The 26296-nt window shown below is 38.8% G+C and carries 28 protein-coding genes and 1 riboswitch; of the genes, 26 read left to right on the top strand and 2 right to left on the bottom strand.

The features are described from left to right. Positions 1-149 precede the first annotated feature (149 nt). From N9I19_RS12015 to N9I19_RS11955, 13 genes are all read left to right on the top strand, one after another. Positions 150-896, top strand: a complete 747-nt coding sequence (locus tag N9I19_RS12015) for an SDR family NAD(P)-dependent oxidoreductase (protein ID WP_317777913.1) — start codon at positions 150-152, stop codon at positions 894-896. A gap of 172 nt (positions 897-1068) precedes the next feature. Continuing rightward, positions 1069-1656, top strand: a complete 588-nt coding sequence (locus tag N9I19_RS12010) for a TetR/AcrR family transcriptional regulator (protein WP_089364662.1) — start codon at positions 1069-1071, stop codon at positions 1654-1656. Positions 1657-1881: 225 nt separating this feature from the next. Then, positions 1882-2415 (top strand): NADPH-dependent FMN reductase, encoded by a 534-nt coding sequence (gene ssuE, locus N9I19_RS12005; protein WP_284470628.1) that lies wholly within the window; start codon positions 1882-1884, stop codon positions 2413-2415. 280 nt (positions 2416-2695) lie between these two features. After that, positions 2696-2802: riboswitch (SAM riboswitch) on the top strand. A gap of 199 nt (positions 2803-3001) precedes the next feature. Next, positions 3002-3118: a YezD family protein gene (locus N9I19_RS12000; protein ID WP_375166291.1), complete on the top strand. Its 117-nt coding sequence runs from the start codon at positions 3002-3004 to the stop codon at positions 3116-3118. 185 nt (positions 3119-3303) lie between these two features. Continuing rightward, complete coding sequence (locus N9I19_RS11995) at positions 3304-4008, top strand: phosphoadenylyl-sulfate reductase (protein WP_284472054.1); 705 nt, start codon at positions 3304-3306, stop codon at positions 4006-4008. Between the two features lie 30 nt (positions 4009-4038). Continuing rightward, on the top strand, positions 4039-5187 hold the full coding sequence (gene sat, locus N9I19_RS11990) for a sulfate adenylyltransferase (RefSeq protein WP_061463381.1): 1149 nt from the start codon (positions 4039-4041) through the stop codon (positions 5185-5187). A 43-nt stretch (positions 5188-5230) separates the two neighbouring features. Further along, positions 5231-5830: an adenylyl-sulfate kinase gene (gene cysC / locus N9I19_RS11985; protein ID WP_284470629.1), complete on the top strand. Its 600-nt coding sequence runs from the start codon at positions 5231-5233 to the stop codon at positions 5828-5830. Positions 5831-5846: 16 nt separating this feature from the next. Next, a complete protein-coding gene (locus N9I19_RS11980) occupies positions 5847-7472 on the top strand; it encodes a nitrite/sulfite reductase (RefSeq protein ID WP_284470630.1) in 1626 nt (541 codons plus the stop codon). Between the two features lie 20 nt (positions 7473-7492). Further along, complete coding sequence (locus tag N9I19_RS11975; protein WP_061463378.1) at positions 7493-7708, top strand: DUF3906 family protein; 216 nt, start codon at positions 7493-7495, stop codon at positions 7706-7708. 19 nt (positions 7709-7727) lie between these two features. Further along, positions 7728-8504 (top strand): uroporphyrinogen-III C-methyltransferase, encoded by a 777-nt coding sequence (cobA, locus tag N9I19_RS11970; protein ID WP_317777912.1) that lies wholly within the window; start codon positions 7728-7730, stop codon positions 8502-8504. Beyond that, the gene (locus N9I19_RS11965) at positions 8504-9265 is read left to right on the top strand and encodes a sirohydrochlorin chelatase (protein WP_061463376.1); all 762 of its coding nucleotides are present in this window, start codon (positions 8504-8506) and stop codon (positions 9263-9265) included. The genes cobA and N9I19_RS11965 overlap by 1 nt, the downstream gene beginning before the upstream one ends. After that, a complete protein-coding gene (locus tag N9I19_RS11960; RefSeq protein WP_317777911.1) occupies positions 9246-9860 on the top strand; it encodes an NAD(P)-binding protein in 615 nt (204 codons plus the stop codon). Before N9I19_RS11965 ends, N9I19_RS11960 begins: the two co-directional genes overlap by 20 nt. 174 nt (positions 9861-10034) lie before the next feature. Beyond that, positions 10035-10937 carry a sulfite exporter TauE/SafE family protein gene (locus tag N9I19_RS11955; protein WP_089364668.1) on the top strand — a complete coding sequence of 301 codons (903 nt, stop codon included), beginning with the start codon at positions 10035-10037 and terminating at the stop codon, positions 10935-10937. Between the two features lie 321 nt (positions 10938-11258). Here N9I19_RS11955 and N9I19_RS11950 read toward each other — a convergent pair whose 3' ends face one another. After that, positions 11259-12401: a glycosyltransferase gene (locus tag N9I19_RS11950; RefSeq protein WP_317777910.1), complete on the bottom strand. Its 1143-nt coding sequence runs from the start codon at positions 12399-12401 to the stop codon at positions 11259-11261. After that, complete coding sequence (locus N9I19_RS11945) at positions 12398-12760, bottom strand: hypothetical protein (RefSeq protein ID WP_317777909.1); 363 nt, start codon at positions 12758-12760, stop codon at positions 12398-12400. The genes N9I19_RS11950 and N9I19_RS11945 overlap by 4 nt, the downstream gene beginning before the upstream one ends. A gap of 459 nt (positions 12761-13219) precedes the next feature. Here N9I19_RS11945 and N9I19_RS11940 point away from each other — a divergent pair, with 459 nt between their 5' ends. From N9I19_RS11940 to N9I19_RS11880, 13 genes are all read left to right on the top strand, one after another. Beyond that, complete coding sequence (locus N9I19_RS11940) at positions 13220-13540, top strand: DUF2642 domain-containing protein (RefSeq protein WP_317777908.1); 321 nt, start codon at positions 13220-13222, stop codon at positions 13538-13540. Between the two features lie 13 nt (positions 13541-13553). Beyond that, a complete protein-coding gene (locus N9I19_RS11935; protein WP_317777907.1) occupies positions 13554-13769 on the top strand; it encodes an LSm family protein in 216 nt (71 codons plus the stop codon). A gap of 439 nt (positions 13770-14208) precedes the next feature. Continuing rightward, positions 14209-14727, top strand: a complete 519-nt coding sequence (locus tag N9I19_RS11930; RefSeq protein ID WP_089364673.1) for a mismatch-specific DNA-glycosylase — start codon at positions 14209-14211, stop codon at positions 14725-14727. Positions 14728-14758: 31 nt separating this feature from the next. Continuing rightward, positions 14759-15499 carry an AzlC family ABC transporter permease gene (locus tag N9I19_RS11925; RefSeq protein WP_089364674.1) on the top strand — a complete coding sequence of 247 codons (741 nt, stop codon included), beginning with the start codon at positions 14759-14761 and terminating at the stop codon, positions 15497-15499. After that, positions 15490-15816 (top strand): AzlD domain-containing protein, encoded by a 327-nt coding sequence (locus tag N9I19_RS11920; protein WP_061463367.1) that lies wholly within the window; start codon positions 15490-15492, stop codon positions 15814-15816. Before N9I19_RS11925 ends, N9I19_RS11920 begins: the two co-directional genes overlap by 10 nt. A 327-nt stretch (positions 15817-16143) precedes the next feature. Further along, positions 16144-17157, top strand: a complete 1014-nt coding sequence (locus tag N9I19_RS11915) for a glycoside hydrolase family 15 protein (RefSeq protein WP_317777906.1) — start codon at positions 16144-16146, stop codon at positions 17155-17157. Between the two features lie 259 nt (positions 17158-17416). Further along, complete coding sequence (gene glgB, locus N9I19_RS11910; protein ID WP_317777928.1) at positions 17417-19345, top strand: 1,4-alpha-glucan branching protein GlgB; 1929 nt, start codon at positions 17417-17419, stop codon at positions 19343-19345. Then, positions 19345-20511: a glucose-1-phosphate adenylyltransferase gene (locus N9I19_RS11905; protein ID WP_061463364.1), complete on the top strand. Its 1167-nt coding sequence runs from the start codon at positions 19345-19347 to the stop codon at positions 20509-20511. The genes glgB and N9I19_RS11905 overlap by 1 nt, the downstream gene beginning before the upstream one ends. Before the next feature lie 17 nt (positions 20512-20528). Further along, entirely contained in the window at positions 20529-21635 is a 1107-nt protein-coding gene (glgD, locus tag N9I19_RS11900; RefSeq protein ID WP_061463363.1) for a glucose-1-phosphate adenylyltransferase subunit GlgD, read from the top strand. 16 nt (positions 21636-21651) lie between these two features. Next, positions 21652-23088 (top strand): glycogen synthase GlgA, encoded by a 1437-nt coding sequence (gene glgA, locus N9I19_RS11895; RefSeq protein WP_317777905.1) that lies wholly within the window; start codon positions 21652-21654, stop codon positions 23086-23088. A 127-nt stretch (positions 23089-23215) separates the two neighbouring features. Next, entirely contained in the window at positions 23216-24721 is a 1506-nt protein-coding gene (gene cls / locus N9I19_RS11890; protein WP_317777904.1) for a cardiolipin synthase, read from the top strand. A gap of 75 nt (positions 24722-24796) precedes the next feature. After that, complete coding sequence (locus N9I19_RS11885; RefSeq protein WP_317777903.1) at positions 24797-25552, top strand: exodeoxyribonuclease III; 756 nt, start codon at positions 24797-24799, stop codon at positions 25550-25552. 64 nt (positions 25553-25616) lie between these two features. Then, positions 25617-26018 (top strand): hypothetical protein, encoded by a 402-nt coding sequence (locus tag N9I19_RS11880; RefSeq protein ID WP_061463359.1) that lies wholly within the window; start codon positions 25617-25619, stop codon positions 26016-26018. The last annotated feature ends 278 nt before the right edge of the window (positions 26019-26296 follow it).

Raw genomic sequence — 26296 nt, 5'->3', positions numbered from 1 at the left:
CTATCATTAGGACAGCTTTTACTTTTATGCGCTATTGACTGAAAGTGATTAAAATAATATATTGCTTGAATTTACTATTCTATAGTTCTATAATAAAAAAAGTAAGTATTCACTTACATATTTATTTTGGCTTTGAAAGGGGAATGTATATGACAGCAAGAGTTGCAGTTATTACAGGAGGAGCAAGCGGAATTGGCCGGGCAGCATGCTTGAAATTCGCAGAAAAAGGGGACAAGGTCGTTGTTGCGGATTTTAATGATGAAATGGGACAGGAAACCGTTGAACGGATTAAAGCGGATGGCGGAGAGGCCATTTATGTAAAAACGGATGTTTCTAAGCTTGAAGAGGTTGAAGCGTTAATCAATCAAGCGGTGGAAGCATACGGAAGGATCGATATCATGTTTAATAATGCCGGCATCGGGGGCGGTGGGATGATCCTCGATCAAGATATGGAAGGGTACTTCAAAACGATTGGTGTGAACCAGCATGGAGTGGCCTTTGGAATCATGGCAGCGGGACGAAAAATGATGGAACTAGGTAACAATGGTGTCATTATAAATACAGCCTCTGTGTTTGGCTACTTAGCTTCCCACGGGACTTTCGCCTATCAAGCGTCTAAAGGCGCCGTAAGGATGATGACACAGACAGCTGCTTTGGAATTGGGTGCTTACGGAATACGCGTAGTGGGCATTGCACCAGGCGGTGTTGACACTCCAATCATACAAGGCTATAAGGATATGGGAATCATCGATAAATTGCATGCAAGTCAAATGCGCGGTAAATTAATTAAGCCAGAAGCAATCGCAAATGCTGTCTATCTATTATCTTTGGAAGAAGCGGATGCAATCAATGGAAGTGTAGTCATGGTTGATGATGGATATGCATCTTTTAAATGATTTTCTGAAAAAGAAAACATCGTCGCATTCAGACGATGTTTTCTATATATGATATTTGGGAATATTGATTTCTATAGATCAAAGGTAATATTGACCGATTAGCACCATCGAGATATCATGGGAAATAGATTGGTGAAACCGGTCTTATTTTTATAAAAGAAGGTTGATATTTTTGAAAAAAGGGCAGCAAACCAAAGAACGAATCATAAATGTAGCCCGGACGCTTTTTGCCACCAAAGGTTTTGACATGACAAGAACGAATGAAATTGCCTCTGCATGCAATGTTTCCGAAGCTACTATTTATAAATACTTTGAAAGCAAAAAAGATTTGCTTCTGGCTACAATTACTCCTAATGAAAAAGAGGAGTCTGAAGACGGGACTAGCCATCTATCTACGGATGATCTTGTGGAGAATCACGTTTGCACCATGATAAACAAAATTCTGGAAAATAAAGAACAATTTTCGATATTATTTCGGGAAACGCAATTCGATCAAGATATTTCAAAGCAATATGTGGATCAGATTTTCAAGCCGAATGCCAAACATGTAGAAATACAAAAAAGAATAGATAGCGGAGAGATACATTATATTTCTGATATTATTCTATTTAATGTAGGGATCATTTCCTTCACATTGGCGTTATCCACTCATTATGAGATTCATCAACAGAAAAAGGAACCATATTTTACTGCTGAGCGAATTAAGAGCATTGCTCAACTTTTGGTTTATGGTATTCATGGGAAAAACAATCATACATAATAAAACGGTCATATTTAAAGGCATGAGCATCAAGCCGTAAATATGACCGTTTTATTTTTGAATGGGAAGCGATCATTCTTATTGACGAAGTCAATTCGTGAATTAAATAAACAGGTGTGTAAGATTTGACTTATATTTTTCAGACTATTACGATAAATACATGCTGCACGATATGACATTATGAGGATTTTATCTGGAAATCATGTAACATGGAGGGGATTTATAATGAGCGAAATCGTAATTTTATCAGGAAGTCCAGCGGTTCCATCAAGAACGGACATATCACTAAAACATATTCAATCTTTAGTTGAAAAAGAAGGATTTACCACAACTTATTACTCAATTACGGAATTCTCAGCAGATGATTTATTCCAGGGGAAATATAATAGTGAAGAAATTTTAAAGCTTTCAGAAAAAATTCAAGAAGCTAGAGGAATTATTATTGGTTCACCTGTATATAAGGCCTCTTACACAGGCATATTGAAAGCCTTGATTGATATGCTGCCAGAAGGAGCTTTTAAGGGAAAGCCAGTGCTGCCAATTATGATTGGCGGAAGTAACAGGCATTTATTGGCGATAGACTACGCGCTTAAACCATTAATTTCAATATTGAAAGGCGAGCCGTTGCAGGGCATATATTTTGTGGATAAGGAAATAGATAAACAGAATTCAGAAAACCCGATTAATGATTTGAATTTAGTGGATCGGGTTCAGAGTCAGGTTCAGGAATTTGTAGAAGCGATTCAATTAAGGAATTAATGGCTGCAAGCTATCGGCTTCAACAAAAGGACTGGTATTCGAATAATTTTTTTTAAAATAATGCCAGACGTCAATAATAGGCTAATTAATGAAAATAGGCGCATTTTTTTGGAGACTTTAACTAAAAAAATGAGTCTATTTTCGTATTTAAATGAACATAAAATCATTAATGGAATAGTGTGTATAAAAATAACAGTTCATCCAGTATATTAAACCAAGTTAATTTATAAGAAAACTCCATTGACAAGGATTAAATTTATGTTAATATTTAAAATAATAAAACTTATCCAGAGCGACGGAGGGAATTGGCCCTTTGAAGTCCAGCAACCTGCATGATATGCAAGGTGCTACATCCAACAAAATGTTGATCATTTTGGAAGATAAGGTAATGAATATTTACCTTGGAATCTTTCCATCATGGAAAGATTTTTGTTTTTCGAAAAAAATATTGGCAAACCATAGCAATGTAAGGTTGTTAGGAATTATATAAATTTAAGAAATTCGTTTAATCAGCCTCTAAAAAAAAGATATTCCGGAATTCCTTAAAGGGGGAACAGGTTTGGATAAAGAGAATCAGCTTGCAGAAATATTTGAACGACTTCAAGAAATGCTTAATTCAATGAAATATGGATCCATTACACTTATTGTCCAAGATGGTAAAATCATTCAAATGGAAAGAAATGAAAAACTAAGAATTAAATAAGGTATCTGCTGACTAGAAAAACTAGAGGCGGGTTTAACTGATATAAAGAGAGTATTGGTTAGATTCGTCTCTTTTTCCTAGATCATATAACTCGAGAAGATTACAACGGGAATTGATCTACAGTTACTCTAACCTGTGAAACATAGAGCAAGTTCTTAGAGGGGGTAATAAAGTTGGCTGCATTAATAAATTATGAAAATTTCAACACCGGGGATTTACCTGCATTTCCTGAAGATAGTGAGACAAAAGGTGCTTTGGAAGTTCTGCAATGGGCGAATGAACAATATGGAAACAAACTCATTTATGCCTGTAGTTTTGGTATTGAAGGCATCGTGCTTACGGATTTATTGGCGAAGGTCAACCCATCGGCAAAAATTGTTTTCCTGGATACAGATGTACATTTCGAGGAAACTTACCAACTGATCGATCAAGTGAAAAAGAGATATCCAAAGCTTTCGATCGAAATGAAGAAACCTGCCTTGACGCTTGAGGAACAAGCAGCGGAATATGGAGATGAATTATGGCTTAGTGATTCCAATAAGTGTTGTAACATCCGGAAAATCACTCCGCTTACTGATGTGCTTTCAACGGCAACAGCCTGGCTTTCTGGACTGCGGAGGGAGCAATCCGAAACAAGGGCGCTGACCGAGTATATCAACAAGGATAATAAGTTCAAATCGATTAAAATATGTCCACTCATTCATTGGACATGGAAAGATGTTTGGCGTTACGCCCACAAAAATGGACTTCCGTATAATATCCTGCATGATAATGGATATCCGAGCATTGGCTGTAAAACGTGTACGGCACCTGCCATCAATGCCGATGACTTACGCTCAGGCCGTTGGCAAGGTGCGCAAAAAACAGAATGCGGATTGCATTTATCTTAAAATAAATAGAAACCATAGGGGGAAATTAGCATGACAATCAGTCTACCGCACGGAGGAACATTAATCGATCTTTGGGAACCAAAATATGATTTTAGTAAAATAACAAAGTCAATCGAAATTGATGAAATAGCATTAAGTGACCTTGAATTGATAGGCACTGGTGCCTACAGTCCGATTAAAGGATTCTTTACGAAAAGTGATTATGAGACAGTTGTCAAGGATATGAGACTTAGCAGCGGCCATGTTTGGAGCATCCCGATTACGCTGCCTTTGACTGAAAAAGCTGCAGAATCTCTTATTATAGGTGAAGAAGTGAAGCTGACTCATGAGGGTGAAACATATGGGGTCCTCTCCGTTTCTGATATTTTCACTCCCGATAAACAATTGGAAGCGACTTTAGTATATCAAACGGATGATGGGGAGCATCCTGGAGTGAGAAATTTATATAACCGCGGGGATGTATATGTCGGCGGAGAAATAAAGTTAGTCAAGAGAATAGAGCGTCCGCTATTTCAAGCCCATTATTTGGACCCAGTTGAGACAAGGAAAGCCTTTGCTGAAAAAGGCTGGGAAACCGTTGTCGGATTCCAAACGAGGAACCCTGTTCACCGTGCGCATGAATACATTCAAAAGACAGCTTTGGAGATTGTCGATGGCTTATTCTTAAACCCTCTTGTAGGGGCCACTAAATCCGATGACATTCCGGCAGATGTACGAATGGAGAGCTATAAAGTGCTGCTTGATAAATATTATCCCAAGGATCGTGTCTCTCTTGCCGTCTTCCCTGCTGCCATGCGTTATGCAGGACCAAGAGAAGCCATTTTCCATGCGATGGTCCGTAAAAATTATGGTTGCACCCATTTTATCGTCGGACGTGATCATGCGGGTGTGGGCGATTATTACGGCACATATGATGCTCAAAAAATCTTTGGGAATTTTAACGCGGATGAATTAGGGATCACACTATTATTCTTTGAACATAGTTTTTACTGTAAAGCATGTGGCAATATGGCTTCAGCTAAAACTTGTCCGCATGGAAAGGAAGACCATGTCATCCTGTCCGGAACGAAGGTAAGGGAAATGTTGCGAAATGGGGAAATTCCTCCAGCTACCTTTAGCCGTAAAGAAGTCATCGAGGTGTTGATCGAAGGTCTAAAAAAGAATGAAGTTTATAACTGATTGGACATAAATTGAAGGATCACATGATGAGGGGGATTATTATATGAGTAAAAGTACGAATGTCACTTGGCATGAAACGTCATTGACCAAGGAGCTCCGCCGGAAGCAGAACGGGCATGATAGCACAGTTCTTTGGTTTACAGGACTGTCGGGTTCCGGAAAATCAACGATTGCTAACGCGGTCGCTAAAGAGTTATATAATCGGAATATTCGAAGTTATGTTTTGGATGGTGATAATATCCGCCATGGTTTAAATAAAGATTTAGGTTTTTCTGAAGAGGATCGAACCGAGAATATCAGGCGGATAGGTGAGGTTTCCAAGCTCTTCGTGGATAGTGGGCAGTTCGTATTGACCGCCTTCATATCACCTTTTAGAGCTGATCGGCAGATTGTACGTGATTTACTCGAAGAAGGCGAGTTTATTGAAGTATACATAAAATGTCCGATCGAAGAGTGCGAAGTGCGTGATCCAAAAGGTCTGTATGACAAGGCGCGTAAGGGAATCATTAAAGACTTTACCGGAATCGACTCTCCATACGAAGAACCTGAACAACCGGAAATCATTTTAGAATCCGACCAATACAGCATTGAAGAATGCGTTGAACAGGTAATCGGCTATTTGACAGCAAAGAAAGCGATCTAATCAAGGAGGAAATGTAATGGTTTACGAGAAATTTTGGTCGGAAAATCCACTAATCGCTAAAAATAAAACGGAAATCTGGAAATTGGAAAAAGACGGATTGAAGATATTCGATGATATTCCACATTACGCTGCAAATGGTTTTGATTCCATCCCTAAAGAGAATTGGGATATGTTCAAATGGGCAGGCCTATACCTGCAACGGCCAAAAGAAGCTGGTTACTGGATGATGCGTGTCGTTATTCCCGGAGGTATCCTGACTTATGATCAACAAATGGCACTAGCTAACATCGCTAAAGATTATGGGAGGGATGTATATGATATTACAACCCGTCAAGCCATTCAATTTCACTGGTTGACCATCGAACAAGTCCCGGATATCTTAAGCCGTTTAGAACAGGTTGGACTGACTACGGCCGGTGCATGCGGTGATATCACACGTAATATCATCGGGAATGCATTAGCTGGCATCGACCCTGACGAAATTTTTGATACACGTGAAGTCCTTAATGATGTATTTGAGTATTTCCGCCTTAACGAAGACTATTCGAACCTTCCAAGGAAATATAAAATGTCCATTAGTGCTAATATCCATAATGCTTCGAATGCTGAAATCAACTGTGTTTCATTCAATCCAGCTACAAAAGAAATTGATGGAGTAATGGAAGTTGGCTTTCACGTAAAAGTGGGCGGGGGGCTTTCCTCCGTTCCGATGCTGGCAGAAGAACTTGACTTATTCATTTTACCTGAAAAAACAGTCGAAGTAGCAGCAGCCATCACGACCATATTCCGTGACTTTGGCTACCGTGAAAAGCGTCATCGCTCCCGATTGAAATTCCTTGTGGCTGACTGGGGTCCTGAACAATTCAAGGAAAAATTGCTGGAATACACGGGGCCGCTTCCTGAAAAGGGAGAAAGTGCAGTGAAGGGATGGAATGCAGGTTATTTCTATGGCATCCATAAACAAAAACAAGATGGTCTGAACTATGTTGGGGTCAATATACCAGTTGGTCGTCTAAATCCAGACGAAGTGATCGAGTTTGCCGAACTTGCGAAGAAATATGGAAATGGTGAAATCCGCAACTGTAATTCTCAAAATTTAATCATTCCAAATGTGCCGGATGCAAAACTTGAGGAATTAAAACAGGAATCCATCTTTGAAAGATTTCCATATCAACCAAAAAAATTCATTGGTTATTCCGTTTCTTGTACAGGCATCGAGTATTGTAACCTGGCACTCGTTGAAACAAAAAAACGAATGAGGACCATTTCTGAAACACTGGACAAGGAAATAGATCTCGATGTGCCTGTAAGGATGCATATGGTCGGTTGTCCGAATAATTGCGGTCAAAGAGCAATCGCCGAAATAGGGCTTCAAGGCATAAAAATGAAAAATCAGGACAAAAAGATGGTCGAAGCTTTTGAGATATACGTCGGAGGAACGCTGAATGAAGGCGGGAAGTTCAATGAAAAACTTAAAGGGAAAGTGGAAGCTGAACAGCTCTATCATGTTCTGAAAGAACTGATCCTATTTTTCAAAGAAACAAAGCTTCTATCCGAAACCTTCCTTGATTTTGTGGAAAGGGTAGGAATAGCAGAGTTACAAAGTAAGCTTGATGATATAATGGCCGAAGTGGCCGTTTAATAGGGGAAGGTAAGCAATTCATGAATCTATACAGATTTGAAGTCACTATCAAGGAAGAGCCAATCCATGTCATCATTGTTGCCGATTCAGATGAAAAGGCGTTTGAACTTGTTGATATCGAGCTGGAAAAGCATTATTTGAAAATGCCTGAGGTGGACGACATCTCATTATACGAAAAAAAGAAAATTAAAAATGGAGCTGGTTTCATTTTATCGGAATTCGAAACGATTCTCTAAGGGAAGGCAGGTTGCATAAATGGGGAAAGTATATCTAGTAGGAGCCGGTCCCGGAGATCCAGATTTAATTACATTAAAAGGATTAAAATGCATTCAAGAAGCTGATGTCATTTTATATGATCGACTTGTCAATAAAGATCTATTAAATTATGCAAAAGCCGATGTAGAGTTGATTAATTGCGGTAAACTTCCGGATTACCATTTATTGCAGCAAGATACTATCAATCGTTTCCTGATCAAATATGCAAAAAAGGGAAAAGTCGTCACCCGATTGAAAGGTGGCGATCCATTCGTCTTCGGTAGAGGCGGAGAGGAAGCGGAAGCCCTTGCCACAAGTGGAGTGAGCTTTGAAATTGTACCAGGAATTACAGCTGGAATTGCCGCTACAGCCTATGCAGGAATTCCAGTTACACATAGGGACCACGCTTCATCTTTCGCGATCGTTACCGGTCATCGGAAAAAGGATGAAGAGGATAATATCAAGTGGGAAGCCCTTGCAAAAGGAATCGATACATTAGCCATTTACATGGGTGTTAAAAACCTGCCATATATTCAAGGAAAACTTATGGAGCATGGAAAAAGTCCAGAGACTCCGGTAGCTCTCATCCATTGGGGGACTTTAAAAACACAAAGGACAGCTGTCAGTACCTTGGCTAATGTAGTGGATACGGCCAAAAACGAACAGATTTCGAACCCTTGCATGATAGTCGTGGGCGATGTCGTTAATTTGCGTGAAAAAATTAAATGGTTTGAAGCAAAACAAGCCGAAAATTTGTTGGCAAATGAGGCATTTTAATGGAAGCCATTTTATACATTTGCCATGGAAGCCGCGTTAAAGAAGCTTCAGCCCAAGCCATTGACTTTATTAAAGTTTGTATGGCAGCACAGCCAAATTCCATTCAGGAGTATTGCTTCTTAGAATTGGAAACTCCAACGATAGAAGACGCCTACGAACGGTGTGTACAAAAAGGAGCGACGAAAATCATCGCTATTCCCGTTCTATTGCTGACTGCTGTACATGCAAAATATGATATACCAGTCATATTGAACAAAATGAAAAAACGGTTCCCTGCAGTTGACTTGAGATACGGAAGACCGATTGGTGTCAGTGATAAAATGGTTGACATTTTAGTGGAACGGTTGGAAGAAACAAAAGAGCGGGTTACTGAGGATTCTTTGGTTTTATTGGTCGGAAGGGGCAGCAGTGATCCCGATGTGAAAAGGGATTTAGGCCGAATAGCGGATTTGCTTAGGAACAGGTTTCCAAAAAGCCGGGTCCAGGAATGTTATTTGACAGCTGCCACACCAAGCTTTGAAGAAGCATTGGATTTTGCTGAGGAATCCCGACCAAACCAAGTTTTTATCATTCCTTACCTATTGTTTACTGGTATCTTAATGAAGTCAATCGAAAATAGGCTGAGAAAGATCCAAAAAAAGGGAAGGCAAAAAATCATACTTTGCCGTTACTTAGGTTATCATCCAAAGATTGAACATGCAATATCAGAACGAATTCATGAAGTGAGTGGAGAGGGAGCTTATGTATCCAATTACGCTTAATATCGCGAACAAGAAGTGTGTCATTATCGGCGGTGGAAAAATAGGTTACTTTAAAGCCGGCCCCTTGTTGGAAGCTGGTGCTGAAGTGACCGTCGTAAGCCCTGAGATATGCGAGGGATTTCAACTATTGGAAAAAGAAGGCAAGGTTCGAGTTTTACTAAAAGAAGTGGAAGAAACCGACTATAAAGATGCCTTTTTAATCATAGTTGCAACAAACTCTACATTAGTTAATGAACGAGTTTATGAGAATACATCCCAAAGTCAGTTAGTAAACGTAATTAGTAATCATGAGCTGGGTAATTTTCATATTCCGGCTACATTGAATAGAGGCATGCTTTCCATAAGTGTTTCTACCAATGGAGCAAGTCCTACACTGGCAAAAAAAATCCGGAATGACTTAGGGGAAGTATATGATGAGTCATTTGAAGAGTATCTTGAATTCCTTTTTGAAGCAAGGATGATTATTAAGAAGAGTTCATTTTCAAAAGAGGCAAAATCTAAGTTGTTGAAAGAGTCAATAGAGGATGTTTATAAATATTCCCTAAAAGAAAGATATCGTTTTTTAGCTAGGCTTTTGCCAGTAGAAGCTGAATAAGTAAATCATTGGGCTGATCAGAAAAACTGAAGGCACCTAACCAACATGTCATTTCATTTTGGTTAGGTGCCTCTTCGTGTCTTAAAAGAAATTTGAATGATCTATTCAGGCAACTGTAACCGTCTGTCGGGTCGATGTTATCAAGGTTCTATTTTATTGAAAAAGGGGAAGGTCATGAAAAAGTTAATTGTTTTAGCCTTTATCGGGTTTTTAGCCCAATTAATAGATGGTTCACTTGGAATGGGGTATGGGGTGAGTTCCACTTCCTTATTGTTGACATTCGGGATTGCCCCTGCAGTAGCATCGGCATCCGTTCATTTATCAGAAGTAGTGACCACAGCAGTGTCCGGAGCTTCACATATAAAGTTTGGGAACGTGGATAAAAATATGGTCTATCGCTTGATCATTCCAGGTTCGGTGGGCGCATTTGTAGGTGCATGTTTCCTGAGCAACCTTCCTGCCGAATTAGCTAAACCGTATATTGCCATATTTTTATTTGGCCTTGGTGTGTACGTTTTATTCCGCTTTTTATTTATTTTTAAACCGTCAAAGGAAAACGAAACGGTAAACCCATTAACCGCAAAACAATCCATTCCGTTGGGCCTTTTTGCCGGCTTTTGTGATGCAACTGGCGGAGGTGGATGGGGCCCGATTGCAACGCCTGTTTTATTGTCAAAAAAAGGGATGACTGCGAGAAAAGCCGTAGGAACTGTAGATACGAGTGAATTTGCCATCGCTTTCTTCGGAAGTCTTGGTTTTATCCTTTCTCTTGGATGGGAAGCGGTCAATTGGCTTTGGGTGGCCGCGTTGATTATTGGCGGAGTGGTTGCGGCACCAATTGCAGCCTGGCTCGTCAGAATGCTACCTGCTCAATTAATGGGTGTTTTAGTAGGTGGTTTCATTATCTTAATCAATGTACGAACCCTATTAGCCGCATGGATTCCGATTGAAGCCCATATATATATCTATACAGGCATCGTGATTATATGGCTTTCAGGAATTCTTTTTACCATCAATAAGATGTCCACAGCAAGAAAAGATGATCATATCGAACAACAACAGCAGAATGTTTCCTAATTCCCGAGTTAGGCAGAGGTTGATGTACACAAAAGGAAATTCAGTTACCTACTATGAAAACTCGTAGGTACATAAATACCTACGAGAAAAGTCATTAAAGTCATTCAATGAAAACTAGATCCTATTTATAGACTTAATCAGTTCCCAGCCCCATAGCTGTGTCTATTAAGTATACGCTTTTAAGTTATCTTAAAAATCGAGAGACTTATGCCTCCAATATCTATGTAGTTTTATTCTCCTAGCAAAGAATCAAGAGCACCCCTATCCAAGACCATCTTTATCATTGTGAGAGTTTTATATTTCAAAACAGCAGCAGAACCATTAATTGATGGCCTGCTGCTGTTCAAATGATTGAATTGTGCTTTCATATAATTCAATAAGCGGTAATATAATTTTTTTACTATCGAAATGTTCCAATACCAATTTTCTTAATTCTCTGCCTGTTGGAACCCCAATACTTGATTGATGGAGGTTTCGTAAGTCCCGATAAATAATGGCCTGGCTGCTGGCCTGTTTTGCAGCATGATCCCCAAAGTAGCATTCCCACGCTTGTTGAAAGTTATTACTATTCACTTCCCCAAAGTATCCGAGATTTCCACACGAAATAACGGGTCTCTCGCATGCCATTGCTTCCAAAGCAACCCTGCCAGTACCAACAACATAGTCTGCAAGCGCATAATAGTCCTTCACATTTTGTTGTTCCCCGGTGAAATGAATGAACTCTTCCTTACACGAAGAATGGATACTTGCTGCCATATTCTTAATATCCTTTAGTTGGCTTCCGTTGCCTACGATGATCACATGAAGGTTGGGAATATCCTTTTTTAAATCCCTGCAGGCTTTGATTAAAAGCATGCAGATTCTTGCTTTATGTCGAGTTATCCTGCTGCAGTATAGAATTACTTTAGCTTTCGGAGGAATATTCATTTTTTCCCTTAATTCCAATGAAGGGGAAGGGGAAAAATCGGTTGTATCAATACCATTTGCAATTATTGAAATATTCTTAGGGAAAAATGGCTGAATATGTTTTTTTACCGGTTCACTAACCGCAACTGCGGCATCTGTAATCCGTAAGACACTTTTTATATCGGATTTGGGGAAGTATGTCCCGTGAAGAGTGAATATGAACGGAATGTTTGAGAGTTTCGCAGCCTTGGCAGCGATGTTGCCCGATGTAATCTGGTGACCATGCACTAGTGAAATCTGTTCTTTTCGTAACAAATCTACCAAACTGTTTAATAATAGAGATTCTGCCTCGGAATTGATTGTTAATGTTTTAGGAAAATTCATTTGATGAATTTTACATCCCGTTTTTCGTAATCGACTTATCATACTCCCGTTTCCTGTAACAACTGCTGTATAAATTCCTCTAGACTGTAATTCCTTCACAAGACTCAAAACATGCGTTTCCGTTCCACTTACATCCATCGTATCTAACACCATCAGAACTCTTATTGATTTCATGATATTTTCCTTCTTGTGGAAACTTTACCCGACTCAGGAAATGAAAGAAGTTTAATTTGATTTGAAGAAAATGGGGAAATAACGGCGTTTATTTCTTGTCTTAAGAATGAGAGGGGCTCTTGATCCGTTCCAGTTATGGCCCAACAAATAATATCGTCAGTATTAGATTGTCCCCATCTAACATAATAACCTTTATTTAATGCTTCTGAAAAAACAATATTAATAGGAAGTGAACATTTGAAAAATGGGTATGTTGCTTGACTTGACCTTGTATCAGGACATTCTTTGATTGGTTCAGGTGTTTCGTAGCATGAAGGAATTACAAAGCTTATGTAATCCCTTATTTGTCTATATTTCATAGTTATCACCTCAACTGTATCATATTCAGCTTTTAAAGAAATGGACATGGATTTGTAAAACCTTCAAAAAAAAATTATTCAAGTAATTAAAAAAAGGTTATTTAGTCCAAGCCGAAAAGACCAGTCATCAATATACTACTTTTGAAGCGATATAAGAAAGGCGCAGCAAAATGACAAGATCCTCAAAGAAATCAATTTACTCTGATGGATCAAGGAATTCAAGGAGATCGAATCTAGGTAAAATAGTAGAAAAAATCCAGATCGAAATTCATTTTCGGTTCCATACAAGGATACACATTCTCGATCGACAACGAGTTCAGTGCTGTATTAAGGAAAGGAAGGGGGACCGTTGCAAAAAGGAAGAGGAAAAAAAGAAATCCGAGCATTGGGGATGAAGGAAATAAAGAAGTGAACAATGATGAAGGAAATAAAATAGACAATAAAAAAGGTGGTAAAAAAATGAGCAGTGAGAAGCAAGAGAAGCAATGTAAAAAGAATTCCTGCGACTATCTCTACTATAAATGGCTTATTGAAAATGGAACAGCTCCGGGGAGACCTGGATCCCCTGGATCCCCAGGTGCATCAGGAGATCCGTACCATGATTTGAAAAGGGTTTTAAGAAGATTACTAGGAAGAACGGTAACGGTTTCAAATGGTTTTGCCCCTGTGACGGGAATATTAAGTGCGATTGAAGCTGATTATATCGTAATTAGTGAAGCCGCTGGATCTGTTGTATTTGTTCCGCTTAACGCCATCAAATCAGTTAGAGAGCCTATTTAAGGAGGAGAATGCATTGTTAGCTAGTATTTTTTATAGACAACTAAGACATTACATTGGGAACACGGTTGAAGTGGCTACGAGCAGTGATTTATTCGTGGGAGTGTTACATGAAGTAACCGATGAAATAATTCGATTAACAGAAACGGCTCTGGGTTACGAAAACAACTTAGATATCATTACAATACCACTAGATCAGATTGAATATGTTCGCGTTGATAACGCACAATAAGTTATATGTAGAAGCAGCCACCTATCAGGTGGCTGTTTTTTTGGCGTTTGAAATGCCATCGGATTCGTACATGCCAATTGGTTAAGCAAAGGTATATCATATTTATCAGTCTTTCGATTCATTAGGGAAAATAAATGAAAGGGGCTGTGATAATTGGTCGGGGTCATTTGATTCCTTAAACAACACTCATTAGATAAAGAGACGTGAGTGTAGTTTTTCCTAGTTTTATAGCATGTATCTTTCTGTGAAAAAAGAATACTGAATTCAAGAGGTGCAATAGATCTTCAATATTCCATAATTATGGAGTTATCATCCTTCATTCTACTTAGATCGTTGTTAAGTTTTTGGAGATAAGTTTGTGAAAATGGCGGAAAAGGTAGTTAAATTTTTTTCAGTTTTGTACAATAATTATATAAGAGATTTGAAAAGGAGTTTTATAATGGAAGGCATCGCTGATCATTTGAAGGAAAATCTGGATATATTGTTTGTTGGTTTCAATCCAAGCATTCGGTCAGGAGAGACTGGCCACCATTATGCGAATCCAAACAATCGTTTTTGGAAAATCCTCTTCGAGTCAGGGCTGACACCAAGGAAATATCACCCAACTGAAGACTCGTCATTGATGGATCTAGGTTACGGTTTTACCAATATCGTTTCCAGGCCTACAAAAGGTGCTGACGAAATCACTAAAGAAGAGTACATAAAAGGAAGGAAGCAGCTAAAAAGGAAAATTGAAAAATATAAACCTAAACTTGTCTGTTTTGTTGGCAAGGGTGTCTATCAGGAATATCGTCAATTACGGAAGATCTCTTGGGGGCTGCAAGGAGATCCTTCATCGAAGCGGACAATGGAATTCGTTGCCCCTTCTTCAAGCGGTTTAGTGAGAATGCGGATAGAAGAAATCATTGAAATATATAGTGAGTTGCCAATTCTGCTCGGCAAGCTGGGGGGAAATTGAAGGAACTTATTAAAATAAGGGTGGAATTCTTATGAGTCAGGATAGTGCTGAATGGAAAAGTGATGGCTTTTCCGAAGTTAAAGAAGGGGAAGGCTTTTGGCAAGGAGTTAAGGATTGTATACCTACATTGTTGGGATATTTAAGTATCGGTTTTGCTGCAGGAGTCGTAGAAAAAACGTCAGGCTTAAGTATGATTGAAGTGGCACTTATGTCGCTTTTACTCTATGCAGGGTCAGGACAATTCATAGCGGCTGGGATGATAGCTGCAAGTCATCCAGTATCGGCCATTATTTTTACGATTTTTTTTGTTAACAGTCGTCATCTTTTACTTAGTGCTGCATTAGCACCATATTTCAGGCATCAAAGTTTGAAACAAAACATGATAACGGGAGCCCTATTAACGGATGAAACGTTTGGGGTGGCCGTCACATCAGCACAGAAAAAGAAACAACTCGATTTTAAATGGATGCTTGGTTTGAATCTTGCAGCCTATTTAAATTGGTTCATTGCAAATATGGCCGGCGGTTTCTTTGGACAATGGATTCCTGATCCCGAAAAATATGGGATGGACTTCGCCTTGCCAGCGATGTTCATCGGCCTTTTAGTTTTGCAAATTTTAAGTAAAAAAGCCTTTTTTATAGATCTTGCAGTCGCAATTAGCAGCATATTAATCGTTGTTGCAGTAAGCTTCTTCTTTCCTGGCAGTACTGGCGTCATAGTAGCAACGATTGTAGCTTCAACGATAGGGATGGTGATTGGCAGATGGAAATAAGCGGATATATCCTTGTTGTCATCATAGGGACTTCGATTGTAACTTTCATACCTAGAGTCGTTCCATTGATGCTGCTTAGTAAAATGCAGATTCCTGAGTGGGGCATTGACTGGCTGAAGCATGTGCCAGTGGCTGTAATGGCGGCGTTGTTGGCTCAAGAGCTACTATTATCGGAACAGGTCTTTTCAATTAAGGATAATGCATTGAATTTATCCGCAGCTTTACCTGCTTTCCTGGTTGCCATTTTTACGAGGAGTCTCTTGGGTACGGTTATGATTGGAGTGCTTTCCTTGATGATATTACGATTTTTCTTTTAATAAGTACTAAAAATTTAAAGGATGGGCCGATATAACCAGTAATGGATTTTCCATTACTGGTTTTTCATTTCACATAACATAATTTACTATATGCAACTATTTGACTTCGTCCATTTCGGTTAGGCAAATAACGATTTTTAATGAACATTGTCAGCTTGATTATCAAACAAGACAGTGATTACATAAACTAGGGTGATAACTTCTGAAGAGTCGTTTTGGTTAACTGGAATGAAAGCGCTTCTAATTTAAAATGAATGATCCAACGTTTAGAAAATGGGAGTCTGTCAACAATGGGAATAAGTAAATAACTATGGAGGTGTTCAATTAATGAATGTTAATGGTGCCCTAGAGGTTCTTGATCGTATGCGGCTTCCTAATGGCGCGTATACTGCAAGCGTTTCCGATGATTATAATTATGTATGGATAAGGGATGTCGTTTATACAGTACTGCCATTTATAAATGATCCATCCAATCGTTATGAGAAAGCATATCATGCTTTATTCGACTTATTTCAATCCTATGAGTGGAAGATAGATATTCATACTGAACAGAAACCCCAGTATCTTTATGAACATATCCATGCACGGTATTCCACTGAATTGGAAGAACTGACTGATGAGTGGGGGCATGCCCAAAATGATGCGATAGGTGCCTTTTTATGGGGTGTCGGAGAAGGATATAGGCATGGAAAAAAGGTGATAAGAAATCAACGTGATTTACAAATCGTACAAAAGTTGGTCAATTACTTGGAATGCCTGCAATATTGGCAGTCGGAAGATAACGGGATGTGGGAAGAAAATATCGAAATTCATGCTTCAAGCATCGGTGCATGTGTTGCTGGTTTGAATTCAGTCAAGATGCTGGTCAACGTTAAGGAGGAACTGATAATGAAGGGAGAAGAAACACTTCGTTTCCTACTCCCGAGGGAAAGTTATTCAAAAGAGACGGATCTAGCCCTTTTATCCTTAATTTATCCTTATCGACTGGTAGATCGTGAAATAGCCCTTAAAATATTGAAGAATGTCACAGGGCGCCTTGAAAGAACAAAAGGTTGTATACGATATGAAAAGGACCTTTATTATAATGAAGGCCAGGAAGCGGAATGGTGTTTCGGTCTTCCGTGGCTGGGCTTATGCTACCTTGAACTTGGCATGATAAACAAAGTAAAGGAATATACAGATAAAACGAAAATGATCATTCCAGAAAATTGGGAAGTCCCTGAGTTATATATTGGAGGCAGTAATATTCCAAACAGGAATACTCCCCTGGCATGGTCAGTCTCATTATCCTATTTATTCTTAAAGAAAACTCACATGATCCGAACTGAACAAGTAACATGAAGCATTCATACATGATTCCTTAAAGCTCTTTCCTATAAAATGGGGAGGGCTTTTATTGGAATAACAATATTTTTACATTAAATGGTCTTTTTCTACATAAAAATGTTTTAATTTTCAAAAAAAGGGCATTTAATTATAATAAGTTCACCTCCATTTGAAGGATTAATATCATTTCCATCGAATATATATAATAACTGGGGAACGATGGGTAAAATACTATCGAGTTAATACTGATGGAGGGGTTTTATTGAGTACAATTATGGACCAGCTACAAGAGAATTATCCAAGCGATTTCGATTTATATTTGTTTCATGAAGGCACCCTTTATGAAAGCTATAAAATGCTTGGGGCACACATTGTAACATCATTAGGTAATGAAGGAGTACGCTTCGCCGTTTGGGCCCCCCATGCCAAGCAAGTTTCAGTAGTCGGTAATTTTAATAATTGGGACGGAAATGATCATGCGATGAAACGGATCGAGCGTTCAGGCGTCTGGGTGTTGTTCGTACCAGGACTTCAAGAAGGGGAACTTTATAAATACGAAATACATACACCTGGAAATAAACGTATCCTAAAAGCCGATCCATATGCCTTCTATTCGGAAGTCAGACCAAAAACAGCCTCGGTCATTAAAAGGTTGGATAATTTTGAATGGCAAGATTCGAAGTGGATAGCCGATAGGAAAAAGGAAAATATCTATCATAAACCCATGTCCATATATGAAGTACACCCTGGAACATGGAAACAGACAGAAGATGGTGAATTTTATTCGTACCGTGAATTGGCTGATAGATTAGTTGATTATGTGATTGATAATAGTTTTACACATATTGAAATCATGGCCATAATGGAACACCCATTTGATAAATCGTGGGGATACCAGGTCACGGGCTATTATTCCGTTACCAGTCGTTACGGTTCACCGGAAGATTTTAAGTATTTGATTAACCTTTGCCACCAAAAGGGCATTGGCGTCATCCTTGACTGGGTTCCCGCCCATTTTTGTAAAGATGCACATGGACTTTCCCATTTTGATGGTACGCCTCTCTATGAACCAATTGATCATACTAGGGCAGAGCGTCCGTTATGGGGAACATACAATTTTGATTTTACTAAACCGGAAGTAATCAGTTTTCTTATATCAAATGTGATGTTTTGGATGGATATATACCATATTGATGGGGTCCGTGTCGATGCGGTATCGTCAATGGTTTATTTAAATCATGATAATCCCTTGCCGGTTAAGCTGAAAAACCAGTTTGGCGGTGAGGAAAATATAGAAGCCATACAATTTTTGCAAAAACTTAATGAGGTGGTTTTCAAAAAATATCCCAATGCACTAATGATGGCTGAAGAAGCAACAGACAGGCCGCTTATAACATCACCTACCGATATCGGAGGCCTGGGTTTTAATTACAAATGGAATATGGGATGGACTAACGATATTCTTCGTTACATGAAACTTGAAACGAATGAAAGGCCAAATCACCATAGCCTCTTAACATTTTCATTGTTCTATGCTTTTTCAGAAAATTTTGTCTTGCCCTTTTCACATGATGAAGTAGTTCATGGCAAGAAGTCTTTATTGAATAAGATGCCAGGTGACTATTGGCAGAAATTCGCAAACTTACGGTTGCTCTTTGGGTATTTCATGACACATCCTGGAAAGAAACTTCTCTTTATGGGCGGTGAATTTGGCCAGTTCATAGAATGGAAAGATGAGGAACAATTGGATTGGCTGCTTTTGAAATATGAATCTCACGAAAAGCTGGCATATTACTTCCGTACCCTTCAGGAATTTTATAGGCAAACTTCCTCTCTATGGAGATTGGATCATGTCCAGGAGGGATTTGAATGGATAGAACCAAACAATAGTAGTCAGAGTATCATAACCTATATGAGAAAAGGTAAACGCAAAGGTGATTATTGTATTGTTGTCTGTAATTTCTCTGCACAGGCCCATGCTCATTATCAAATAGGTGTGCCTTCCCAGGGGAAATATATAGAGGTCTTCAGCAGTGATTCAGCAGCGTTCGGAGGATCCGGTCAGGTCAATGAAAAACCCATTAATGTCAAAAAAGAATCATGTCATAATCAACCATACAGCATGGAAATAACCGTACCTCCTTTAGGCATATCAATTTATATGAAGCAAACAAAAAAAAGACGGGGGAGAGTGAACGAATAATGGGAGCGAAAAAATGGATAGCAATGTTATTGGCAGGAGGCCAGGGTTCGAGGTTAGGTGAATTGACAATCGGTTTGGCAAAACCAGCGGTTCCCTTTGGCGGTAAGTATAGGATCATCGATTTTCCATTAAGTAACTGCACTCATTCTGGTATTGATACGGTTGGGGTACTGACCCAATACCAGCCATTGATTCTAAATGATTATGTGGGTAATGGCAAAGCTTGGGATCTGGATCTGGATGTCGGCGGAGTTTCCGTTCTTCCCCCTTATCAAGGGAAAGAAGGCGGTGAGTGGTATAAAGGGACGGCAAACGCCGTTTATCAAAATATCCAATACATTGATAACTATAATCCGGAACATGTACTGATTCTCTCCGGTGATCATATTTATAAGATGGATTACAGTAAGATGCTGGATTATCATATCGAAAAAAATTCAGAGGCAACCATAGCTGTCATTCAAGTGCCATGGCAGGAAGCAAGCCGTTTTGGGATTATGAATACCAATGATGATGATAAAGTCACCCAATTCGATGAAAAACCGAAGTATCCAAAAAGTAATCTCGCATCCATGGGAGTATACCTTTTCAATTGGAAGAACCTAAGACGGTATTTAATAAATGATGAAAAAGATGCAAACTCTTCTAATGATTTCGGTAGCAACATCATTCCCAAGATGCTAGAAGATCGAAAAAAACTGTATGCGTATCGTTTTAATGATTATTGGAAAGATGTTGGAACGGTCGAAAGCCTTTGGCAGGCCCATATGGATTTATTGGAGGAAACGCCAAATTTCCAGTTGGATGATCAGCAGTGGAAAATTTTTGCGCGCAATGCAAACCACCCTCCGCAATATATCTCATCAGATGCCGAGGTCAGTCAGTCGCTTATCAATGAAGGGTGCATGATACATGGAAATATTGAACATTCCGTTTTATCATATAATGTACAGGTTGGCTATGGGTCAACCATAAAAGATTCAGTCATCATGCCTAATGTTACGATTGGTGAAAACGTTCATATAGAAAGAAGCATCATAGCAAGCAATTGTGTTATAGAAGATGGTGCAGTAGTTGGCAATTCAGCGGTTACATCCGATATCACCTTAATTGGCGAAAATCAGACCATTGTCAATCCAAACAAAAAGAAGATCACTCTTAACTAGAAAAAGGGGAAGATCCTATGGAAAATGTGTTGGGTATAATTAACTTAATCAATGAAAGACAACATTTAAAAGAGCTGACCGCTCACCGTAATGTAGCATCAGTGCCATTTGGTGGACGCTACCGTTTGATTGACTTTACGATGTCGAACTTCATAAATGCGGATGTATCAAAGGTGGCCGTTTTCCCAAAAGAAAAATATCTCTCAGTCATGGATCATCTTGGCTCAGGAAAAGAATGGAACTTGGATCGGCGTTCAGGAGGATTATACATCTTGCCCCCTATCCATCCGGACGAAACGGTAACAGGCGATATGAAGCAATTCTATGATCACCTCAGCTTTTTTGAACGTGCAGCGGCAGATACTGTCATCATTTCCCCTGGAAGCCATGTATGTAAATTGGATTTCAATGATGTGCTTGATTATCATAAAAAACATAAAGCGGATATCACGGTCGTTTATAAGGATTATGTAGGGGAATTGATAGAAAAGCCAATCTATCACACCTGCTCAGTAGATTCTGATGATGACATCACGGACATAAGCTTTTATACCATCCCTAGACCTGGTGACCATGTTTGTCTCGAAACCTTCATCATAAGTAAAACCTTATTGGTGAACTTGATCAAAAGCTGTGTTGCCAGTGGAGAATATGACTTTTTGAAAGATGCTGTGAAAGCCAATCTTCACCGTTTTACTGTCAAAGGCTACAATTTTACTGGAGATATGCCATTCATCCATTCCATTGAAAGTTTTCATTCCAGTAATATGAATTTCCTGAACCCTTCTGTTATCCGTTCTTTCTTCGGAGACACTTGGGATGTTTATACAAAAATCAAACATGAGGCACCGACCAAATATTCACGATCTTCGAAGGTTACCAATTCATTGATAGCCAACGGTTGTGATATTGAAGGGACTGTCGAAAACAGTATACTCTTCCGTGGAGTAAAGGTAAAAAAGGGAGCGGTTATAAGAAATAGCATCATCATGCAAAAAGGCGTGATTGAAGAAGGTGCTATCGTGGAAAATATCATAACCGATAAAGAAGTGAAAATTACTAGTGAAAAATCAGTTATTGGTTTAAAACAGCCAGTTGTAATAAAAAAAGCGGAAGTCATTTAAAAGAGGAGGTGCGGCAATGAATGTTGTATTTGCTGCTTCAGAATGCGCCCCTTTTATAAAAACGGGAGGGCTCGGAGACGTTATAGGTGCGCTCCCTAAAGCGCTAAAAAAACAGGGAGTCCATGTAAGTGTCATCCTTCCTAAATACGGGGATCTGCCTAACAGATTTAAACAGGAAATGAAACATATGACGAGTATTGAAGTTCCTGTTGGTTGGCGCCAGCAATTTTGTGGTATCGAAAAACTTGTTGCAAATGGAATTACATATTATTTCTTAGATAATGAATATTATTTTAAACGGCATGGGAGTTATGGTTTTTTTGATGATGGCGAAAGGTTCGCCTTCTTTTCCCGTGCAATATTAGAGGTTTTACCCTATTTAGAAAAAAAGCCGGATGTCATACACTGTCATGATTGGCAAACGGGCCTTGTCAGTGCTTTGCTGAAAGCCCATTATCATAACCATCCTTTCTATCAGGATATTAAAACGATATTTACAATACATAATTTACGCTATCAAGGAGTTTATCCTAAAGCTGTTTTAGCAGAATTACTGGATTTAAGTGAATTATATTTTAATATCGATGGTCTTGAATTCCATGGAAATGTCAGTTATTTGAAAGCTGGCTTAGCTTTCTCTAACATAGTCACAACTGTAAGTCCAAGTTATTCCGAAGAAATTCAGAGTCCCTATTTTGGGGAAAACCTGGATGGGTTTTTAAGGAAAAGAAATGGTGACCTTAAAGGGATTATCAATGGAGTGGATTATGACGAATATAATCCTGCGGAAGATGAACATCTTCCTGTTCCATTCGATTCCTACGAGGGTAAGATGGAGAATAAACGTGAGTTACAGAAATCGTTGGATCTTCCAGTCAATGATGGTGTCCCGGTCATATCAATGGTGACCAGGCTTGTTGATCAAAAAGGAATGGATCTTATTCTCCATGTTTTTCATGAAATGATGAACCAAGGAATTCAATTCATTCTTTTAGGTACGGGTGATGAGCAATATGAATCTGCATTTCGCCATTTAGCTGACCAATATCCAAATCAGGTTTCAGTAAATACATATTTTGATGAGGGTTTAGCAAGACGCATATATGCAGGTTCTGATTTATTTCTAATGCCGTCCCAATTCGAACCATGTGGAATTGGCCAACTATTGGCGCTTCGTTATGGTACTCTGCCGTTAGTGAGGGAGACAGGCGGACTTCGTGATACAGTCATTCCGTATAATCAATTTACTGGTGAGGGGAATGGTTTCAGTTTTACGAATTATAATGCACACGATATGCTTCATACAATTGAACAATCAGTTGGGCTTTACAAATTCCAGCCCAAAAGATGGAGGAAGATGGTCGAAAGTGCAATGAAGTTAGACTTCAGTTGGACATCATCTTCCATAAAGTATATTGAGCTGTATGAAAGTCTCATCCCTGTCATGAAGTGATAATTGGATAGGTAATACATAAAACACTTGCGAAAATAAGTCTTCGTAAGTGTTTTGTTTCTTTTACCATCAAATATGGGTATATGTTTGATATATATAAAATATTGTTGTGTAGGAGAATGAAAAGATGAGAAGAAGAAGAATGGAATTTGTATTTTTATTTATTTTAATTGCCGCAGTTTATATGATCCTTTTCACTCATGTTAGCTTCAACGTGAAGCTATTTTTTATTGGATTATATATTTTTGTCATGGTTGTTACCATGTTTTCACTCATGCTGGAAAATAGATTTGCTCACGAGACCCTTTTATGGATGTATGTACTTTTGTTTTTCCCGGTATTTGGATATGTATTTTATCTATTTTCAGGTCAGCTCTATTTAAAGGGGTATTTGTTTCGAAGTAAAAGGAAAAGAGATCGGGAAGAATGGAAGAGTCTTGTCACTCATGTATCACCGCCAGATCTTTCGTTCTTGAATAATCATCAGCAATCATTCGCAGCTTTTGCCAAAAATGCTTCTGAGACAACTATAAGTACATCTTCGCAAACGGAAGTTTTGAAAAATGGAAACGAAACGTTTACGGAAATCATTAAACAGTTAAAAAAGGCTGAAAAATTCATTCATATTGAATATTATATTTTTCGTTCAGACAGGCTTGGTACCGAAATTATAGATATCCTAATTGAAAAAGCAAAAGTTGGTGTGGAAGTTTTATTCATTTTTGATGCGGCGGGTAGTTTAAGCCTTTCAAATAATGAAGTTAAGCGGATGAAAAATGCGGGTATAAAAGCTTATCCATTTTCGCCATTGAAACATGGTTTTTTCAATCAAAAGTTCAATTTTAGGAATCACCGCAAAATCATCATCATTGATGGTGAAATTGGTTTTGTAGGCGGTTTAAACGTAGGTGAGGAATATTTAGGACGAAATAAAAACATTGGTTTTTGGAGAGATACACACATGGTCCTGAAAGGGGAAGCGGTATATATGCTTCATACCGTTTTCCTTTTGGATTGGGAATATGTTAGTGGGGAAGATGTATTGCAAGAACGTCCAGCATTCAAAAATAAAGTTGAACATGGGGATGGAGCTGTCCAGGTTGTAGCAAGCGGACCTGATACACAACAGGGAATAATGAGTGATTTTTACTATTCGCTTATTACTAGCGCCACTGAATCAATCTGGATTGCAAGCCCATACTTCGTACCTAATCAAGCCATTAAAGCAGCAATTAAACATGCAGCCATTAAGGGGTTACAAGTTAGGCTTATGGTTCCGGCAGTAAATGATGGGTTTTTAACCCAATATGGCAGTCGCTCCTATTTCGGGGAGCTGCTTCAATTCGGTGTAGAGGTATACTTGTATAAAAAGGGCTTTTTACATCAAAAACTTATTATCGTAGATGGTGATATGGCCTCTATAGGGACCGCAAATATGGATATGAGGAGTTTTCATCTGAATTTCGAAGTCAATGTCTTTCTTATGGGCAGCCTTACCATTGATGATCTTGTCACTCATTACAAAGAAGATATGAAAGATAGTGACAAACTAGATTCAATCAGGTATAACGATCGTGGCTTCTTGGAACGTTCAAAAGAATCATTTGCCAGATTGTTTTCGAATGTACTCTAATGGGAAAAAATGAAGATAAATAGTATAGTTGAAATGTAATGAAATTAGTTGGCCATAAGGAGAATTAAAGAGAATATGAAATTGGTTTCCTGGAATGTGAATGGTATTAGGGCTTGTGTTAAAAAAGGATTTTTAGATTACTTTAAAGATGTGGATGCAGATATTTTTTGTCTTCAAGAAACTAAGCTACAAGAAGGGCAGATTTCACTTGATTTGGAAGGGTACCATCAATATTGGAATTATGCACTGAAAAAAGGATATTCCGGAACAGCCATTTTCACGAAGGAAAAACCGCTTTCCGTGAAATATGGTGTAGGGGAGCTGGACGAGGAGCCGGAAGGCAGGATCATAACACTGGAATTCGAGAAATTCTATATGGTGAACGTTTATACACCCAATGCCAAAAGGGATTTATCTAGGCTTGATTACCGTCTCGAATGGGAAGATGGGATGATTGATTATCTTAAAAAACTGGATTTGGTGAAACCGGTAATTTTTTGTGGTGACCTGAATGTCGCACATCAGGAAATCGACTTGAAAAACCCAAAACCTAATATTGGGAATTCGGGTTTCACTAATGAAGAACGTGGGAAGATGACTGAATTACTTGATGCAGGGTTTATCGATACATTTCGCCATTTTTATCCGAACCAGGAAGGTGCCTATACTTGGTGGTCATATATGAGTAAAGTAAGAGAGCGGAATATTGGCTGGAGAATCGATTATTTCATTGTTTCTAAACGGATGGCGGATTCTTTAATGGAGGCTAACATTCACTGCGATGTTATGGGTAGTGATCATTGCCCGGTCGTCTTGGAAACGAACCTCTAAATCGAATAATTTCGTTTAAATGGGGATACTATTGGTTATCCATATTTAACAGGAGGTTAGGATTATGAACACATTTATCGTGGGCTTTCATCAAGAAGATAATGTAGATAGCATGCAAGTGCAAAAACTGACGGCGGCTGAGTTTGAAAAAACAACATCACGCGGTTTTCGCAGATTATTTGAACTGGATACAAATATCGGGTATTTCGTTTTTTTTGATGCAGAAGATGATGAGGGTGATTTATCTCATCTTGTTTTGCAGTATGAAGAAGATAATCAGGATCCAAGTGATTGTTATTCCTTTTCTAAAAATGACTTTTATGAATTCATGGCACTTTATTTGCAAGGCATGGATGAAGTGGAAGATGTAGAAGATGATGAGGACAACGAAGAGTATGGACCAATCCATCATCTTGCCCATTTGATGTTTCATATTGTTGAAGAAGGAAAATCCGTAAAGCCTTAACTGCCGGGTGATGAGATGAAAGGGACTTGTGGGCTTTGTGGCAGTGTTGAGATTGAACTGACCATCTCCTAGGGAGTTAAGCGGCAGCCATTTACCAGTTGCTTATCTCTGTAAATCTTGTCATAAGCAGATTCACGCACGCCTTGTATTCAAACCGAAAGCTCGCCATCCGACTATATAACGTTGTATTGCTAAAAGACGATGAAGCATTGAAAAAATACTTAAAGTGGATAAAAAAACAACCGGTTACCAGGGCAGTCAAGATTAGAAAATCAAAA

The organism is Peribacillus sp. CSMR9 (assembly GCF_033141925.1).
Lineage (GTDB): Bacteria > Bacillota > Bacilli > Bacillales > DSM-1321 > Peribacillus > Peribacillus simplex_A.
Note: the sequence above shows the minus strand (reverse complement) of the source record. Positions and strands in the feature narration are given on the sequence as shown.